The organism is Staphylococcus saprophyticus subsp. saprophyticus ATCC 15305 = NCTC 7292, assembly GCF_000010125.1.
Lineage (GTDB): Bacteria > Bacillota > Bacilli > Staphylococcales > Staphylococcaceae > Staphylococcus > Staphylococcus saprophyticus.
In genome coordinates, this window is sequence record NC_007350.1 from 1,566,436 (window position 1) to 1,583,539 (window position 17,104).

Genomic DNA, 17,104 nt, shown 5'->3' on the forward strand with positions numbered 1-17,104 from the left:
CGACCTTGTCAAAAGGAGTTAAGAATATCATTAACTGTTATTAAATAACCAGTTATTTCAATCCATTAACTCCTTTCGCATTTTTATAAAATTATAAAAGTCATATCGTAAATGTATTATATTTGAATTAATAAAATATTTAATAATGGTAAGACAAACATAAAACTATCAAAACGATCTAAAATGCCACCGTGACCTGGTAAAATTCTTCCAGAATCTTTTACGCCAAAGTGACGCTTGAATCCTGACTCTACTAAGTCACCCAATTGACCAAACATGCTTAAAATAATCGTAATGATTAGCAATAACCATAGTGCGATATTGAAATCTACAAAGATCATCATTACTAGCGGTACGATTAAACTACAAATCAAACCACCTACAAAGCCTTCAACAGTTTTGTTAGGGCTAATGACTGGCCATAATTTGTGTTTACCCATCAATCTACCAAAAATATACGCACCTGTATCAGTTAACCAAACCACTAAAAACGCAAATAATATGTAATGTAAACCTTCTGAGCGTGTTTCATATAAATACATAAATCCGATACCTACATATGCGATGGACATTAGACAAAATGCCGCATCCATAAAGCTGAATCTATTTTTAGAAAGTACTGTATAACTTAATAAAATAAAACTCATTGCTATTAACGATTTTAATTGAAGGTCGTTAACCCAGCTCCCCGCATCTTGAGGTAACATAATGATTAAAATACCTAATGCACTAATTATCCCTGGTATTGATAAGAACTTAATCATATTCATATTAAGCAATTCTTTTAAAGCGATGAATGCCAATAAATATGAAAATAGCATTAGAATAAGGCCACCCTTAAGTAAAACTGGGAGGAAAACGATAAGTGCTATAATTGCCGTTAAAGTTCTAACTTTCATACTATTCTCCTAACTATTTATAATCCACCAAATCGACGCTGCCGTGATTGATAAATTTTAATACAATTTATTAATTCTTCTTTATCGAAATCTGGCCATAGCTTTTCATTGAAAATAAATTCACTGTAAGATACTTGCCAAATAAGGAAATTGCTTATTCTTTGTTCACCTGATGTTCTTATCAAAAGATCTGGGTCAGGATATGCATGTGTCATCAAATGATCATCAATCATCTGTTCTGTAATGTCATCACTAGTTAATCCTTTAGCAGTTAGTTCATCATAGATTGTTTTTACACTGTTTAATATTTCAGCACGACCACCATAATTAATCGCGAAGATTAATTTTAAACCTGTATTATCTTTAGTATCTTCTTTGGCTTTAGCGATTGCTTTGAGTGTAGATGATGGCAAATATTCCATAAAACCAATTGTCTCGACTTTTACATTATTTTCTATCAACTCTGGTAGAAATGTTTTTAAAAAGTTAACTGGCAAGTTCATGATATAATTGACTTCATTTTCAGGTCTAGTCCAATTTTCTGTAGAAAATGCATACAATGTTAAATATTTAATTCCAATATCACTAGCAACTTTTGTGATTTTTTTAACTGTTTGCATACCTTGATAGTGACCTTTAATTCTAGGCAATTTTCTTTGTTTTGCCCAGCGACCATTACCGTCCATGATTATAGCAACATGTTCAGGTATGTTATGTAAGTCCAAGCCAAACTCTGATTGGATTGGCTGATTTTTATTTTTTTTAATTAACTTTTTAAACATGGTATTTCCTCCGAGCGTGATCATCTATGTTTATTATAATAGGTTCTAGATGCAATTATCTACCATTTTATCATACTAGATTGTTGCATTGAATAAACAAATAAAAAAACTGTACCAAAGTCTGATTTGATACAGTTCAGATAAAAATATGATTAGCCTCTTAATCAGCAACAATATAAGTTCAATTATATCGCCTTAATGATTGAAGCCATTATCATCATTACCATGTTTATACTGACATAATATCTTGTTCTTTTTCTTCTAACAATTTTTCAACTTCTTTTATTGAATCGTCAGTTAATTTTTGTACATCATCTGTTTGTGTTCTTAAATCATCTTCAGTGATGTCAGAATTTTTTTGTTGTTTTTTAAGCTCATCGTTTGAGTCACGACGCACATTTCTTACTGCAACTTTAGCGTCTTCGCCAATTTTTTTAACATCTTTAACAAGCTCTTTACGACGTTCTTCAGTTAATGCTGGTACACTGATACGGATAACTTCTCCATCACTTGAAGGATTAACACCTAAGTTAGCTGCATTGATTGCTTTTTCAATATTGCCAACTGATGATTTATCATATGGAGAAATGACTAATAAGCGTGCTTCTGGCACACTAATACTAGCAAGTTGTTGAACTGGTGTTGGCGCACCGTAATAATCAACATTTACACCATTTAATAAGTTTGAATTCGCTCTACCAGCACTGATATTAGCTAATTCTCTTGAAAGATTGTCTATTGATTTTTGCATTTTTGATTTAGTTTCATTAATAATGTCACTCATAGTCATACACCTCTAATTATTTTGTAATCAATGTTCCTATTTTTTCACCCATGACAGCGCGTTTAATATTACCTTCTTCAGTTATTGAAAATACATTTAATGGAATATTATTATCCATGCAGAATGATGAAGCTGTTGAATCCATAACTTGTAAACCTTCTTGTAACATTTGGATATGCGTTAGGTGCTCATATTTGATTGCATTTGGATCTACTTTTGGATCAGCAGAATAAACACCGTCGACATTATTTTTGCCCATTAAGATAACATCAGCTTCAACTTCAGCTGCACGCAATGCTGCAGTTGTGTCAGTAGAGAAGTAAGGGTTACCTATACCTGCTGCAAAGATGACCACACGATTTTTTTCTAAATGTCTGATTGCACGACGGCGAATATAAGGTTCTGCAACTTGTTTCATTTCTATTGAAGTTAAAACACGTGTGTCACATTCTAATTGTTCGAGGCTATCTTGTAATGCTAATGCATTCATTACTGTAGCTAACATACCCATGTAGTCTGCTGTACCACGATCCATGCCTAAATCGCTACCAGTTTTACCTCTCCAAATATTACCGCCACCAACGATAACAGCAATTTCACAGTCCAATTTAGCTACTTCAGCTACTTGTTCTGCAATACTTTTGATTATAATTGGGTTAATTCCAAATCCATCGTCACCTGCGAGTGCTTCGCCACTTAATTTTAATACAACACGTTCGTATTTAGAAGTTTGAGCCATTGTCTTATCCTCTCTATTGTAAAAATATGTAAATTATACAAGTAAAGAAGACACAATAGGTCTTCCAATACAAAAGTGAATCTTTCATACGGAGCACAAAAGGTGTCTTCTTCCTTGTTTTAACTTATGAAAAGTTATTTCATTTGTCCTTTAACTTCGTCAGCAAAGTTTTCTTCACGTTTTTCCATGCCTTCGCCTACTTCATAACGTACGAAGTCAACTAGTTTACCACCTTTAGATTTTAAGAAAGCTTCAACTGTTTGATCAGGATTTTTTACAAAGTTTTGGTCAACTGCACAAATTTCTTGTAGATATTTACGTAAACGACCTTCAACCATTTTTTCAACGATATTTTCTGGTTTACCTTCATTTAGAGCTTGTTGTTTTAAAACATCTCTTTCATGAGCGATTTCATCTTCGCTTACTTGTTCAGATGAAACATATTTAGGGTTGATTGCAGCAATGTGCATTGCAACATCTTTAGCTGCTTCAGCATCAGTAGAACCTTCAACTACAGTTAATACACCAATACGTCCACCCATGTGTAAATAAGCACCGAATGAATCGTTGTCTGTTTTAGTTCTAACAGCAAAACGACGGATACTTAATTTTTCACCGATAGTTGAGATAGCTTCTTTAACACGTTGGTCAACTGATTTACCATCTGGTAAGTTTGTTTCTAAAAGTGCTTCAACTGTTTCTGCTTTAGTATCTAATACTTGGATAGCAATTTCTTTCACTAATTGTTGGAAACCTTCATTACGAGCAACGAAGTCAGTTTCAGAATTGATTTCAACAATTGCTGCTTCGTTTCCTCTTTCTTCAACGTGTACTAAACCTTCTGCCGCAATACGGTCAGATTTTTTAGCAGCTTTAGCGATACCTTTTTCACGTAGGAAGTCTACCGCTTTATCGATGTCACCATCAGTTTCTGTTAACGCTTTTTTACAGTCCATCATACCAGCGCCAGTTTTTTCACGTAATTCTTTTACAAGTTTAGCTGAAATTGCCATTTCAAATTCCTCCATTATTTAATGAATTTTATTTTATTTATTTTAAAAAAAGGTGATAAGCTTCAATATCTTATCACCCATTTTACATTATTCTTAGTTTGATTCAACAGAAGTGTTTTCTTCAGTTGTTTCTGCTTCAGTAGCTTCTTTTGATTCATCTAAATCAATATTTTGTTCAGCTGCTACTTCTTCATTTGATACACCTTGTTGACCTTCTAAGATTGCATCTGCCATTTTACCAGTTAATAATTTAACGGCACGGATAGCATCATCGTTTGCAGGGATAACGTAATCAATTTCATCTGGATCACAGTTAGTATCTACAATACCAACAATTGGGATGTGTAATTTACGTGCTTCAGCAATTGCGTTGCGCTCTTTACGAGGGTCAACAACGAACAATGCTTGAGGCATAGATTTCATATCACGAATTCCGCCTAAGAATTTAATTAAACGGTCATATTCTTTTTTAAGTTCTACAACTTCTTTTTTAGGTAATACTTCGAATAAGCCATCTTCTTCCATTTTTTCAATTTCAGAGATACGTTTAATACGTTTAGAAATTGTTTTATAGTTAGTTAAGATTCCACCTAACCATCTTTGGTTTACATAGAATTGACCAGCACGTTCTGCTTCAGCTTTAACTGAATCTTGTGCTTGTTTTTTCGTACCAACGAATAAAACTTTTCCGCCATCTTCTGATACTTGTTTAATGAAGTTATAAGCTTCTTCTACTTTTTTCACTGTTTTTTGTAAATCGATAATGTAAATACCGTTTCTCTCAGTGAAAATGTATCTTTTCATTTTTGGGTTCCAACGGCGTGTTTGGTGACCGAAGTGAACACCTGCTTCTAGCAATTGTTTCATTGAAATTACTGCCATAATAAAATTCCTCCTATTGGTTTATTACCTCCACAAAAAGCTCATATAAACACGACAATTAAATATCGCACCCTTTATACTTTAACTTTCTGTGTGTGTATTGGCTTCATAGCCGTCAATAAATATATCATATTTACCTATGCAAATCAATAGTTTTTGTCCATTAATTTACACATTATAAAGAACGACTAAGCCCATCTATTAGTCGTTCTCAATTAAGTCGTTACGCAATAAAATTTTATTTGATTCTTTCTAGTTCATCTAAGAACTTGTCTTTTTTAACTTTAATAAATGTACCCTTCATACCTAATGAACGTGATTCGATTACACCCGCACTTTCTAGTTTACGCAAGGCATTTACAATAACTGAACGTGTAATGCCGACTCTATCTGCAACTTTTGAAGCGATCAGTAAGCCTTCTTTACCACCTAGTTCTTCAAATATATGTTCAATCGCTTCACTTTCAGAATATGATAATGAGTTGATCGCCATACTAATAGCTGCTTTATCTCTTGCCTCTTGTTCTACTTCATTATGTTTTTCACGTAATATTTCCATACCGATAACTGTAGCTGCGTATTCACCTAATACCAAGTCGTTTTCAGAAAAATCTTCTGTCACACGTCCTAGAACTAATGTACCAAGTCTTTCGCCACCACCTAAAATTGGGAAAATTGTTGTTCTGCTATCACCGAATAAATCATTATTTTCAGGTGGGAAAACAGTTAGTACATTATCAATACCAATATTGGATTGTGTTTCTTTCACATCCATCAATTGATCTGTATATTCTACAGGTATATGTCTATTTTCTAACATTTGGATGATACGTTCATTTTTTAATAATTCATTTAAATTCGAACCTAAAATTTTACCTTTTCTTGAAACTATAAAAACATTTGTTACTGTCACACTACTTATCGTTTGTGCTACATCTTTAAAATCTACCGCAATACCTTTATGCTTTTGCAAAAGTGTATTTAATTCTCTCGTTTTTGATAATAAGCTCATATTCCTACTCCTTTATATTTATATTATAAAATAAATGCACTTAAATCTTTGTTTGTTGAAATTGATTTCAACTTATCATCAACATATTGTGGTGTAATATCTACAACCGCATTAGGCATACTTGGTGCTTCGAATGATAAATCTTCTAGCATTTTTTCAAGTATAGTATGCAATCGACGTGCACCAATGTTATCAGTATCTTGGTTTACTTGGAATGCAATTTCTGCTAATCGTTTAATTGCTTCATCTGTAAATTTAACCGTTACTTGTTCTGTTTGTAGTAACGCTTCATACTGTTTGATAAGTGATAATTTAGGTTCCGTCAAGATTCGAACAAAATCTTCAACTGAAAGACTTTCTAGTTCAACGCGAATTGGAAAACGGCCTTGCAACTCTGGAATTAAATCACTTGGTTTAGACACGTGGAATGCTCCAGCACCAATAAATAGCATATGTTCAGTGTTAACAGTACCATACTTTGTTTGAACCATGCTACCTTCAAGAATTGGTAATATATCTCTTTGAACACCTTGGCGAGATACATCTTGCCCTGAATTTTGATTATTTGTCGCAACCTTATCTATTTCATCGATAAATATAATGCCCATTTGTTCAGCTAATTCAATAGCTTCTTGGTTAGCTGTTTCTTGATCAATCAATTCATCAGCAAATTCATCAGTTAATATCTTACGTGCAGTTTTAACTGGAACTTCTCTTTCAACTTTTTTCTTAGGCATTAATTGGTTCATCATGTCTTGCATTTGTTGGTTTTGGTTCGTACCTAACATGCCCATAGCAGCTGGATCTTGTTCAACTTTTAAGCGTACCTTCTCATCTTCTAATTGACCATTTAATAATTGTTGCTTAATTTCTGAACGTTTCGTTTTCACTTCATCAGTGGGTGTTTCTTCTTCGTCATCATTATTTTGACCAAAATTAGGGATTGAACCACCAAATAAAGATTCCAATGGGTTATTACTGTTCGTATTGTTATTAGCTTTTTTCTTCATACTAGGTACTAACAATTTCACTAACTTTTCATTCGCTTTATCTTGGGCTTCATCTTGTACCAATGCCTTTTTTTGATCTTTTACAAGTCTAACAGCAACATCTACAAGGTCTCTAACCATACTTTCTACATCACGTCCAACATAACCTACTTCTGTAAATTTAGTTGCTTCAACTTTAATAAATGGAGCGCCAACTAATCTAGCCATACGTCTTGCAATTTCCGTTTTACCTACACCCGTAGGTCCAATCATCAAAATATTTTTAGGTGCGACCTCTTGTTTTTCTTCTTCAGTTAATAGACTTCTTCTATATCTATTTCTTAATGCAATTGCAACCTTACGTTTAGCATCGTCTTGACCAACAATATATTCATTAAGTTTTGATACAATATCTCTAGGTGTTAATTTTATTCCATTTGTCTCCATATGATACGTTACCTCCATTAATTTTGTGCTTTAAAACAACTTATAATTTATACATGTTTACTATTGCCAATTAATTCTAAATTTAGACATTTTCATTAATTTATTTACTCAGCTATAAATTCTCAACTATAATTCGGTCATTTGTAAATACACAAATATCTGAAGCAACTTTCAAACTTTCATAAGCCATTTCGCTCGCAGACAAATGTGTTGCATTACGTTTTAGCGCTCTACCTGCACTTAACGCATAGTTACCACCTGACCCAATTGCAATCAAATTATCATCTGGTACGATTACTTCTCCTGTACCGCTAACTACTAAGATTGATGTTTCATCCATTACAATCAACATAGCTTCTAGCTGACGTAATTGTTTATCGCCTCTCCACTCTTGTGCTAATTCCACTGCAGCTCTTTCTAAATTCCCACTAAATTGTTGTAATTTTGTTTCGAATTTTTCAAATAGAGTGAACGCATCTGCTACACTTCCAGCAAAACCAGCTAATACTTTATCATTATATAAACGTCTCACTTTTCTCGCTGTTTGTTTCATGATGACTTGTTCACCTAGAGTAACTTGACCATCTCCAGCCATTGCTGCATGTCCATTATGTTGTACTGCAAATATTGTTGTTGCATGTATAGATGTACTCATTATTTAATTCTCCTTTTTTGCACGAGGATGTGCATTTAAATATACTTTTCTTAATTGTTCATTTGTCACATGCGTATATCGACCAGTTGTTGACAGATTAACGTGACCGAGCAAAGATTGCACTGTTCTTAAATCTGCACCTTGGTTTAACATGTGTGTCGCAAATGTATGTCTAAGTTTATGAGGATGTATCTCTGTAACACCAGCCGTTCGTTTCACTACGTCGTTCAATACATAACGAACGCCACGTTCAGTGATAGGATCGCCTTTCATATTAACTAATAAATAATCGTGATTACTATTTAATTTAGGTTTGAATGACGCTAAATATCGTTCCATACTTTGTTTACAAAACTCGCCAAAGGGGATAAAACGTTCTTTGCCACCCTTACCTAATACCTTTACACCTGGCGACGTCATATCTATGTCTTGTTCTTTTATATGCACTAACTCTGAAACTCTAATACCAGTAGAATAAAGTAGTTCTAAGATTACCCTATCTCGCAAGCCTTTTTTTGCATCATTTTCAACCGTGTCAAATAATGCTTCCATTTCCTCTTCATAGAAAAAATGTGGTAAATAATGTTCTTTTTTCGGATGTACCAATTGTATGAACGGATTTACCACCGCTTCATCTTGTGTCATCCAATATTCATAAAAACTTCTCAGCGTAGAAATTTTACGTGAAACTGAGGTTCTTTTCAAGTTTTTTGAATATAAGTAACTGAGATAGTTCCTAGCATCTTTGTATTCAAACGCATTCAAATCTAAATGTTCTTGAGCTAAGAAAACATTAAATTGTTCTAAATCATCATGATAGGATTTTAAAGTGTGCTCTGAAAATTGTTTTTCTACTTTTAGCATATATAAATACGCTTGTTGGATTTTTTCCAATAAAAACCCCTCCATCAACATAAATTGTAGCATATTGACAGAGGGGTCTGCGAAAAATAACTATTAAATTGAGTAAAACTTTCAAAATTTTCGGAAAGAATTATAAAAATACAATATTTTATAGCGTTTGTTTGTAATTATCTAAATATGTTAAAGCACGATCTGCTAATTTTTCATAACGTAATTTTTTATCTTTTACTTTCTTTTCCAATGTTGTTAGTAAACCAAAGTTAGCATTCATTGGTTGGAAGTTTTTTTCATTTTTGGCATGTGAAATATAATATGCCATGCTACCTATCATCGTTTCTCTAGGGAAAATGACTTCTCCCTTGTTAAGCATTTTATGTGCTACATTGATACCTGCAACGAGTCCACTAGCGGCACTCTCTACGTACCCTTCAACACCAGTCATTTGACCTGCGAAATAAAGTTCTTCTCTTCCTTTTAATTCATAAGTTTCAGTTAAAACATCAGGCGAATTGATGAATGTGTTACGGTGCATGACACCATATCTAACTATTTCAACATTTTCTAATCCTGGAATTAATCTGATGACATCTTTTTGAGCTCCCCATTTTAAATGTGTTTGGAAACCTACAATGTTGTATAGTGTTCCTGCAGCATCATCCTGGCGTAGTTGTACGACAGCGTATGGTCTTTCGCCTGTTTTAGGATCTTCGAGACCCACGGGTTTCATTGGACCGAACAATAATGTTTTTCTACCACGTTCAGCCATTACTTCAAATGGCATACAACCTTCAAAGTATTTTTCTTTTTCAAATTCATTTACAGGTGCAACTTCAGCTTCCATGAGCGCATCGTAAAATGTATTAAACTCATCTTCTGTCATAGGACAATTCAAATATGCGGCTTCACCTTTATCATAGCGGGATTTCAAATACACTTTATTCATATCAATACTGTCTTTTTCAATAATTGGTGCCGCAGCGTCATAGAAATACAACTGATCTTTTCCAGTTGCCTCCACAATTTCGTTTGCTAACTTGTCTGTTGTTAGAGGACCTGTTGCAATAATCGTATATCCTTCAGGTATGCTATTAATTTCTTCATTTAAAACTGTGATATTTGGATGATTTTTTAATGTTTCAGTCACATAGCCAGCAAAATCATGTCGATCGACTGCTAGAGCGCCACCGGCAGGCACACGCGCTTTATCCGCTGCACTGATAATTAAAGAATCTAACTGTCTCATTTCTTCTTTAAGTACACCGACAGCATTTGTTAAAGCATTGCCTCGTAGTGAATTCGAACATACGAGTTCTGCAAATTTATCGGTATGATGTGCAGGTGTCTGTTTCACCGGCCTCATTTCTATAAGATTTACTTTTACGCCTCGTTGCGCTAATTGATATGCTGCTTCTGAACCAGCCAAACCAGCACCTACTACATTTACAACTTGAGTCATTCGATTTCCTCCCATAATTAAAAAGCAACTTAGACATCGTATCATAAATATAAATACATGCATCTACATTATATATATGTGTCATAAGTTGCTGTTATTGTTTAAACTATTTCTTTCATAAATACGATTGCAAGCGTAAATTCGCTATACTATATTACTTTTGCTCTTCTTCTTTGTAATCACAATTTGAACATACTACTTGGCTCTTACGTCCTTGTTTTTTCTCAACTAAGTAATGCTCACATTTAGGACAATCTCTTCCTATCGGTTTATCCCAAGTTACAAAATCACACTCTGGATATTTAGAACAACCATAAAAAATACGATTCTTTTTAGATTTACGTTCTACAACGTCGCCTTCTTTACACTTAGGACAAGTCACACCAATTGTCTTAACAATAGCTTTTGTATTTCGACAATCTGGGAAATTTGAACAAGCCATGAATTTACCATAACGACCCATTTTAATAACCATAGGTGAACCACAGACTTCACAGTCTTCACCAGCAGGTTCATCTTTTATTTCTATTTTTTCCATTTCTTCTTCTGCGCGTTCTACATCCTGTTTGAAACTACTGTAAAAATCTGAAATCACTTTTTTCCAGCCAATCTCACCATCGGCAACTTTATCCAATAATGTTTCCATGTTTACTGTAAAGTCAACATCGATAATTTCTGGGAAGTAATCTTTAACTTGTTCATGAACAATTTCGCCCAATTCAGTTGGCACAAAACGTTTACTTTCATTTTTCACATAATTTCTTTTCTGGATTGTATCGATCGTTGGTGCATATGTGGAAGGACGTCCAATTTTCAATTCTTCCATTGTTTTCACTAAACGCGCTTCAGTATAGCGTGGTGGTGGTTGAGTAAAATGTTGTGATGGTTCAATGTTCGTAGCTGTAACCATTTCACCTTCACCAATATTTGGTAATTTGTTATCTTTACCATCTTCACTGTCATCTTTGGTTTCAACATATAAAGTCATAAAACCTTTAAATTTGATTGTCTGTCCATTTGCTCGGAATTTGATGTCATTTTGCGTCAAATCCATTGCAACTGTATCTAAAATTGCAGGTGCCATTTGACTGGCAACAAAACGTTCCCAAATTAATTTATATAATCTATGTTGATCTCTAGTTAAGAAATTTTTCATTTCATTTGGTGTACGTAAAGTACTAGACGGTCTGATGGCTTCATGGGCATCTTGATCGCCTTGACCTTTTGATTTTCGATTAGATGTATAGTCATTACCATATGTTTCTTGAATGTAATTTTTCGCTTCTGATTGCGCTTGGTCTGAGATTCTTGTTGAATCTGTACGCATATAAGTGATTAAACCAACTGTACCTTGCTTTTTCAAATCTATACCTTCATATAGTTGTTGGGCTAACATCATTGTTTTACGTGCTTTGAAATTCAATTTACGAGCAGCTTCTTGTTGAAGTGTTGACGTTGTAAAAGGATTAGCTGGATAACGCGTTTTTTCCTTTTTAGTCACTTTAGTCACTTCAAACTGATCGCCATCTAACTGCGTAGTAATTTTTTCAACATCTGCTTTTTCAGTTAATTTAAATGGTTTATTTTTAAAATGAAGAAATTTAGCTGTGAATTTTGTTTTCTTATATCTAAATTCGCCTTCAATTTTCCAATATTCTTCTGGTTTGAAATTTCTAATTTCATTTTCACGATCTATAACTAGTCTTAATGCCACAGATTGTACACGACCAGCAGATAACCCTTTTTTAACTTTTTTCCATAATACGGGTGAGATATTATAACCGACTAAACGATCTAGAATACGTCGTGCTTGTTGCGCATCAACGAGTTCCATTTCGATGCCTCTTGGATGTTTAAAACTATCTTTTACTGCATCTTTTGTTATTTCATTAAACACTACTCTATTTTCTGTTGAATCTTCCAAGTTTAATATATTCGCTAAATGCCAAGCAATAGCTTCACCTTCACGGTCGGGGTCACTCGCTAAGAATACTTTTTTCGCTTTCTTAGCATGTTTTTTCAATTCTTTTACAACTGGACCTTTACCACGTATCGTAATATATTTGGGTTCATAATCATTTTCAGCATCTACACCCATTTGACTACGAGGCAAGTCTCTAACGTGCCCCATTGATGCGATTACTTTATATTTTTTACCTAAATATTTTTCAATGGTTTTAGCTTTTGCAGGCGATTCAACTATGACTAAATTTTCTGCCAAAGTAGTTACCCCCTTGCATTTTCTAATTACAAAGATAAATGATAAACGGTGTATTTTGTTTTTGTCAATGTTTTTAATTTTGACTTGATTAAATTTATACCGTTATTTCATCCCAAACTTTATCAATCAGCAGTATTTTTTCATATATTATTAAAAAAAGCGTTAAATAAAATCTGTTTTAAAGTTGTGTGCTATTTACTTTTCATATAATAAAATCTTCTAATATATCATCCGCATTCAATACAATTTTCGCCCCTTCTTGAGCACTACGCAAATTGCCTAATGTCATTTTATTAAATATTGTACCAGGTAAGACATACACATCTCTATTTTGTTCTAATGCAAATCGCGTCGTGATACTTGTACCACTATTTTCTGCAGATTCTGTGATAAAGATACCTTTAGAAAGTCCACTAATCAATCTATTCCTTTCTGGGAAATGGTATCTTTTGGGCTTTTCGAGAGGGAGATATTCACTTATAACTATTCCATCTTTTTCAATTTGCTGTCTTATCTCTTTAGTTTCTTTCGGATAATGATGCATATGTCCAAATCCTAATACCGCAATTGTAGGTAACTTAAATAACAAAGCATGTTGATGCGCCATCATATCTGCACCTTTTGCAAGCCCTGATATTATCGTCAAATGATGTTTTTTAAATGAAGGAAAAAATGTTTGAAGTGATTGCCATGTATATTGTGTCGCTTGTCTAGATCCAATAATAGCTAGGGTACGAGGAGATTGCATTAAAGTGAGCTTACCGCGATAAAATAGGATTAGGGGTGGATCATAAATTTCTCGCAATAACTGTGGATATAAACGGTGATTAATTGTTATGAAATGAACTTTCCATGCTTTTAATTGTTTGAATAGTACTTCTAAATTAGTTGTCACATATAATCGGTATACATTTTCATTTTTTGCAGTTATTTTTACTGTTCCCAAAAATTGTTTGAGTATGTATTGTTTATCTACCTTACTATATTTCATAAAAGAGGGAGAAAATCTTAATAATCGATGTATTTGTTGTGTAGATAGTCCAGCAAATCGAAGCTTTAAAAGGTCTAAATCGTTCATTTATCATACTCCTTTATATCTCATATTATACGATAAAATATATATGCTGCGTATTACAAAATTTTGTCAAATGATCGTAATAAGTCATATGATTTTAAAGAGTAATTTTAAATTCCTAAATTGACAACATCTGATGTTTCAATTGGAGATATTAATTGTATTTATCTTTAATTTAGCGGTCGCATTTCTACTATATAAAATACTTTATCAAATGCATTTTTTTATTTTAATATCAGCTCATACAACCTAAAAAAGCACAAACTCCGACATACTATCGGAATTTGCGCTGACTTTTAATAAATAAAATTATTTTACAGTCAATAATTGTTCATAGATGCCAGCTTCTTTAGCTGCATCAATTAAAGTTGTACCAATTTCAGAAGGTGTGTCTGCTGTTTTTACACCACAACTGTTAAGTGTTTTAATTTTCTCTTCTGCAGTTCCTTTACCACCTGAGATAATCGCACCAGCATGGCCCATACGTTTACCAGGAGGAGCTGTTTGACCGCCTACGAAGCCTACAACAGGTTTCGTCATATTAGCTTTAATCCATTCAGCAGCTTCTTCTTCTGCAGTACCCCCGATTTCACCAATCATAACGACAGCCTTAGTTTCATCATCTTCATTAAATGCTTTTAATACATCTATAAAGTTTGTACCATTAACTGGGTCGCCACCAATACCAACCGCAGTCGTTTGACCGATACCTTCTTCAGTTAATTGATGTACCGCTTCATATGTTAATGTACCAGAGCGTGATACAACGCCTACATGACCTTTTTTATGGATGTATCCTGGCATGATACCAATTTTACATTCATCAGCAGTAATGACACCTGGACAGTTAGGTCCTACTATACGTGTTTTCTTACCTTCTGAATAACGTTTTACTTTAACCATATCAATTACAGGAATATGTTCTGTGATACAAATCGCTAAATCTAGTTCAGCTTCGATACATTCTAAAATTGCATCAGCAGCAAATGGTGCTGGTACATAAATAACTGATACTGTTGCACCTGTTTCTTTTTGTGCTTCTTCAACTGTATTGAATACTGGAACGCCTTCAACAACCTGTCCGCCTTTACCTGGAGTTACCCCAGCAACAATTTGTGTACCATATTCAAGCATTTGTTTTGTATGGAAAAGGGCAGTTGACCCTGTGATACCTTGTACAATTACTTTTGTATTTTTATCAATAAATACGCTCATCTTCGTGCTCCCATCCTTTCCTTATGCTTCTTTAACAAGTTTTACGATTTTTTGTGCGCCTTCAGCCATTGTAGCTGCTGGTTCAATTGCTAATCCAGATTCTTTAAGAATTTCTTTACCTCTTTCAACATTTGTACCTTCTAAACGTACGACAAGTGGTAAAGTAAGCTCGACTTCTTTAACTGCAGCAACAATACCTTCAGCGATAATGTCACATTTCATAATGCCACCAAAGATATTTACAAAGATACCTTTTACATTTTCATCACCTAAGATAATTTTAAATGCTTCAGTAACTTTTTCTTTAGTTGCGCCGCCCCCTACGTCAAGGAAGTTAGCCGGATTACCGCCGAAGTGATTGATTGTATCCATAGTTGCCATTGCTAAACCAGCGCCGTTAACCATACAACCAATATCACCATCTAAAGCGATATATGATAAATCGTATTTAGAAGCTTCGATTTCTTTTGGATCTTCTTCTTCTAAATCACGTAATTCTTGAATATCTTTATGTTTAAATAATGCGTTATCATCAAAATTAACTTTAGCATCTAATGCTAAAACTTCACCCTCACCCGTAGTAACAAGTGGGTTGATTTCAACGATTGAGCAATCTTTTTCGATGAAAACATTATAAAGTGATACTAAAAATTTAGCTGCTTTATTTATAGATTCTTTAGGAATATTAATGTTAAAAGCAATTCTTCTAGCTTGATATGGTGCTAATCCTACAACAGGATCAATTGTTTCTTTGAATATTTTTTCAGGTGTTTTAGCAGCAACCTCTTCAATTTCAGTACCGCCTTCTTCTGAAGCCATCAAAGTAACTCTATCTGTCGCACGATCGATGACAAAACCAACATAATATTCTTTTTGAATATCGCAGCCCTCTTCTATGTAAAGGCGTTTAATTTCTTTACCTTCTGGACCAGTTTGATGTGTAACAAGTGTTTTACCTAATAATTCTTTAGCATAAGTTTCAACTTCAGAAAGAGATTTAGCGATTTTAACACCGCCTGCTTTCCCTCTGCCCCCTGCGTGAATCTGTGCTTTAACCACGTAAACTTTTGAATCTAATTCTTTTGCTTTTTCTACTGCTTCTTCAGCAGTATATGCTACGCGTCCTTCTGGGACAGCAACGCCCATAGAACGAAATATTGCTTTACCTTGATACTCGTGGATATTCATTCTCCATCCTCCTGTTTCTTAGGTTAAGTTCATATTCAATTATAAGAAATGAAAGCGCTATTGTAAACTCATTTATCCTACTTAATCCAATTATTTTATTTTAACTATTAATTTACCAAAGATTTAATTGGTTCAAATGTTTTTCGATGTTCATTTAAAATGCCATATTTTTTAATTCCATCTAAATGTTGTTGCGTACCATATCCAACATTGTTTTCAAAACTATAACCTGGGTATTTTCTACCTAAATCTCGCATATATTGATCTCTGTGTTCTTTAGCTAAGACACTAGCAGCAGCTATCGAAACACTTTTAGCGTCACCTTTAATTAAAGATGTTTGCGGTATATCAATATCCAATGTCATAGCATCTACAAGTAGATGTGTTGGTTTAATTCTCAATCCTTCAATCGCTCTGTGCATTGCTAATTTCGTTGCCTCATAAATATTTATTTCATCTATTTCTTCCACCGAAGCATATCCATATGCATAAGCATACACATCATTCAGTAATTTACTTTCGATTGAATGCCTTTGTTTTGCTGAAAGTTTTTTAGAATCATTTAACCCTGTGAAATGATGATTTTTATTTAAAATAACTGCACATGTAACAACTGGACCTGCTAATGGACCACGCCCCACCTCATCTATACCACAAATAAGCGCGTCTGGATTTTCTGCTAAGATGCTATTTTCAAATTCCGTCATTTTCACATAATTATCTAATAACACTTGTTCTTTTTCTAATTGTTTACGTCTTTGTATCATTGCATTTTGCACACCTTTGCGTGCATCATTATTATATTCACTTCGCTCTAATTCACTTATTGACAGCATATGCTGTAACTTACTTTTAATGTCCTTTATCGTTTCGCTCATAATCC

At 33.9% G+C, this 17,104-nt stretch carries 16 protein-coding genes; all 16 read right to left on the bottom strand.

Features of this window, described 5'->3' with window-relative positions:
- Positions 1-116: 116 nt before the first annotated feature.
- Positions 117-899, bottom strand: a complete 783-nt coding sequence (locus SSP_RS07635; RefSeq protein ID WP_002483462.1) for a phosphatidate cytidylyltransferase — start codon at positions 897-899, stop codon at positions 117-119.
- A gap of 17 nt (positions 900-916) precedes the next feature.
- Positions 917-1,681, bottom strand: a complete 765-nt coding sequence (locus SSP_RS07640) for an isoprenyl transferase (RefSeq protein ID WP_011303261.1) — start codon at positions 1,679-1,681, stop codon at positions 917-919.
- 229 nt (positions 1,682-1,910) lie between these two features.
- Positions 1,911-2,465, bottom strand: coding sequence for a ribosome recycling factor (frr, locus tag SSP_RS07645; protein ID WP_002483464.1), 555 nt, complete (start codon positions 2,463-2,465; stop codon positions 1,911-1,913).
- A gap of 16 nt (positions 2,466-2,481) precedes the next feature.
- Positions 2,482-3,204 carry a UMP kinase gene (gene pyrH, locus SSP_RS07650; RefSeq protein WP_002483465.1) on the bottom strand — a complete coding sequence of 241 codons (723 nt, stop codon included), beginning with the start codon at positions 3,202-3,204 and terminating at the stop codon, positions 2,482-2,484.
- Positions 3,205-3,338: 134 nt separating this feature from the next.
- Positions 3,339-4,217, bottom strand: a complete 879-nt coding sequence (gene tsf / locus SSP_RS07655; RefSeq protein ID WP_011303262.1) for a translation elongation factor Ts — start codon at positions 4,215-4,217, stop codon at positions 3,339-3,341.
- 93 nt (positions 4,218-4,310) lie between these two features.
- Entirely contained in the window at positions 4,311-5,099 is a 789-nt protein-coding gene (gene rpsB / locus SSP_RS07660) for a 30S ribosomal protein S2 (protein ID WP_002483467.1), read from the bottom strand.
- Positions 5,100-5,337: 238 nt separating this feature from the next.
- Positions 5,338-6,111, bottom strand: a complete 774-nt coding sequence (codY, locus tag SSP_RS07665; RefSeq protein WP_011303263.1) for a GTP-sensing pleiotropic transcriptional regulator CodY — start codon at positions 6,109-6,111, stop codon at positions 5,338-5,340.
- Positions 6,112-6,134: 23 nt separating this feature from the next.
- Entirely contained in the window at positions 6,135-7,547 is a 1,413-nt protein-coding gene (gene hslU, locus SSP_RS07670; protein ID WP_011303264.1) for an ATP-dependent protease ATPase subunit HslU, read from the bottom strand.
- Between the two features lie 112 nt (positions 7,548-7,659).
- The gene (gene hslV / locus SSP_RS07675; protein WP_011303265.1) at positions 7,660-8,202 is read right to left on the bottom strand and encodes an ATP-dependent protease subunit HslV; all 543 of its coding nucleotides are present in this window, start codon (positions 8,200-8,202) and stop codon (positions 7,660-7,662) included.
- Positions 8,203-8,205: 3 nt separating this feature from the next.
- Positions 8,206-9,096 carry a tyrosine recombinase XerC gene (gene xerC / locus SSP_RS07680; RefSeq protein WP_011303266.1) on the bottom strand — a complete coding sequence of 297 codons (891 nt, stop codon included), beginning with the start codon at positions 9,094-9,096 and terminating at the stop codon, positions 8,206-8,208.
- 118 nt (positions 9,097-9,214) lie between these two features.
- Positions 9,215-10,522 carry an FADH(2)-oxidizing methylenetetrahydrofolate--tRNA-(uracil(54)-C(5))-methyltransferase TrmFO gene (gene trmFO / locus SSP_RS07685; RefSeq protein ID WP_011303267.1) on the bottom strand — a complete coding sequence of 436 codons (1,308 nt, stop codon included), beginning with the start codon at positions 10,520-10,522 and terminating at the stop codon, positions 9,215-9,217.
- A gap of 154 nt (positions 10,523-10,676) precedes the next feature.
- Complete coding sequence (topA, locus tag SSP_RS07690; protein ID WP_011303268.1) at positions 10,677-12,743, bottom strand: type I DNA topoisomerase; 2,067 nt, start codon at positions 12,741-12,743, stop codon at positions 10,677-10,679.
- A 202-nt stretch (positions 12,744-12,945) separates the two neighbouring features.
- Positions 12,946-13,821: a DNA-processing protein DprA gene (gene dprA / locus SSP_RS07695; protein ID WP_011303269.1), complete on the bottom strand. Its 876-nt coding sequence runs from the start codon at positions 13,819-13,821 to the stop codon at positions 12,946-12,948.
- Between the two features lie 306 nt (positions 13,822-14,127).
- Entirely contained in the window at positions 14,128-15,033 is a 906-nt protein-coding gene (gene sucD / locus SSP_RS07700; RefSeq protein ID WP_011303270.1) for a succinate--CoA ligase subunit alpha, read from the bottom strand.
- A gap of 21 nt (positions 15,034-15,054) precedes the next feature.
- Entirely contained in the window at positions 15,055-16,221 is a 1,167-nt protein-coding gene (gene sucC / locus SSP_RS07705) for an ADP-forming succinate--CoA ligase subunit beta (protein ID WP_011303271.1), read from the bottom strand.
- A 107-nt stretch (positions 16,222-16,328) separates the two neighbouring features.
- On the bottom strand, positions 16,329-17,099 hold the full coding sequence (locus tag SSP_RS07710) for a ribonuclease HII (protein ID WP_011303272.1): 771 nt from the start codon (positions 17,097-17,099) through the stop codon (positions 16,329-16,331).
- Positions 17,100-17,104: the final 5 nt, after the last annotated feature.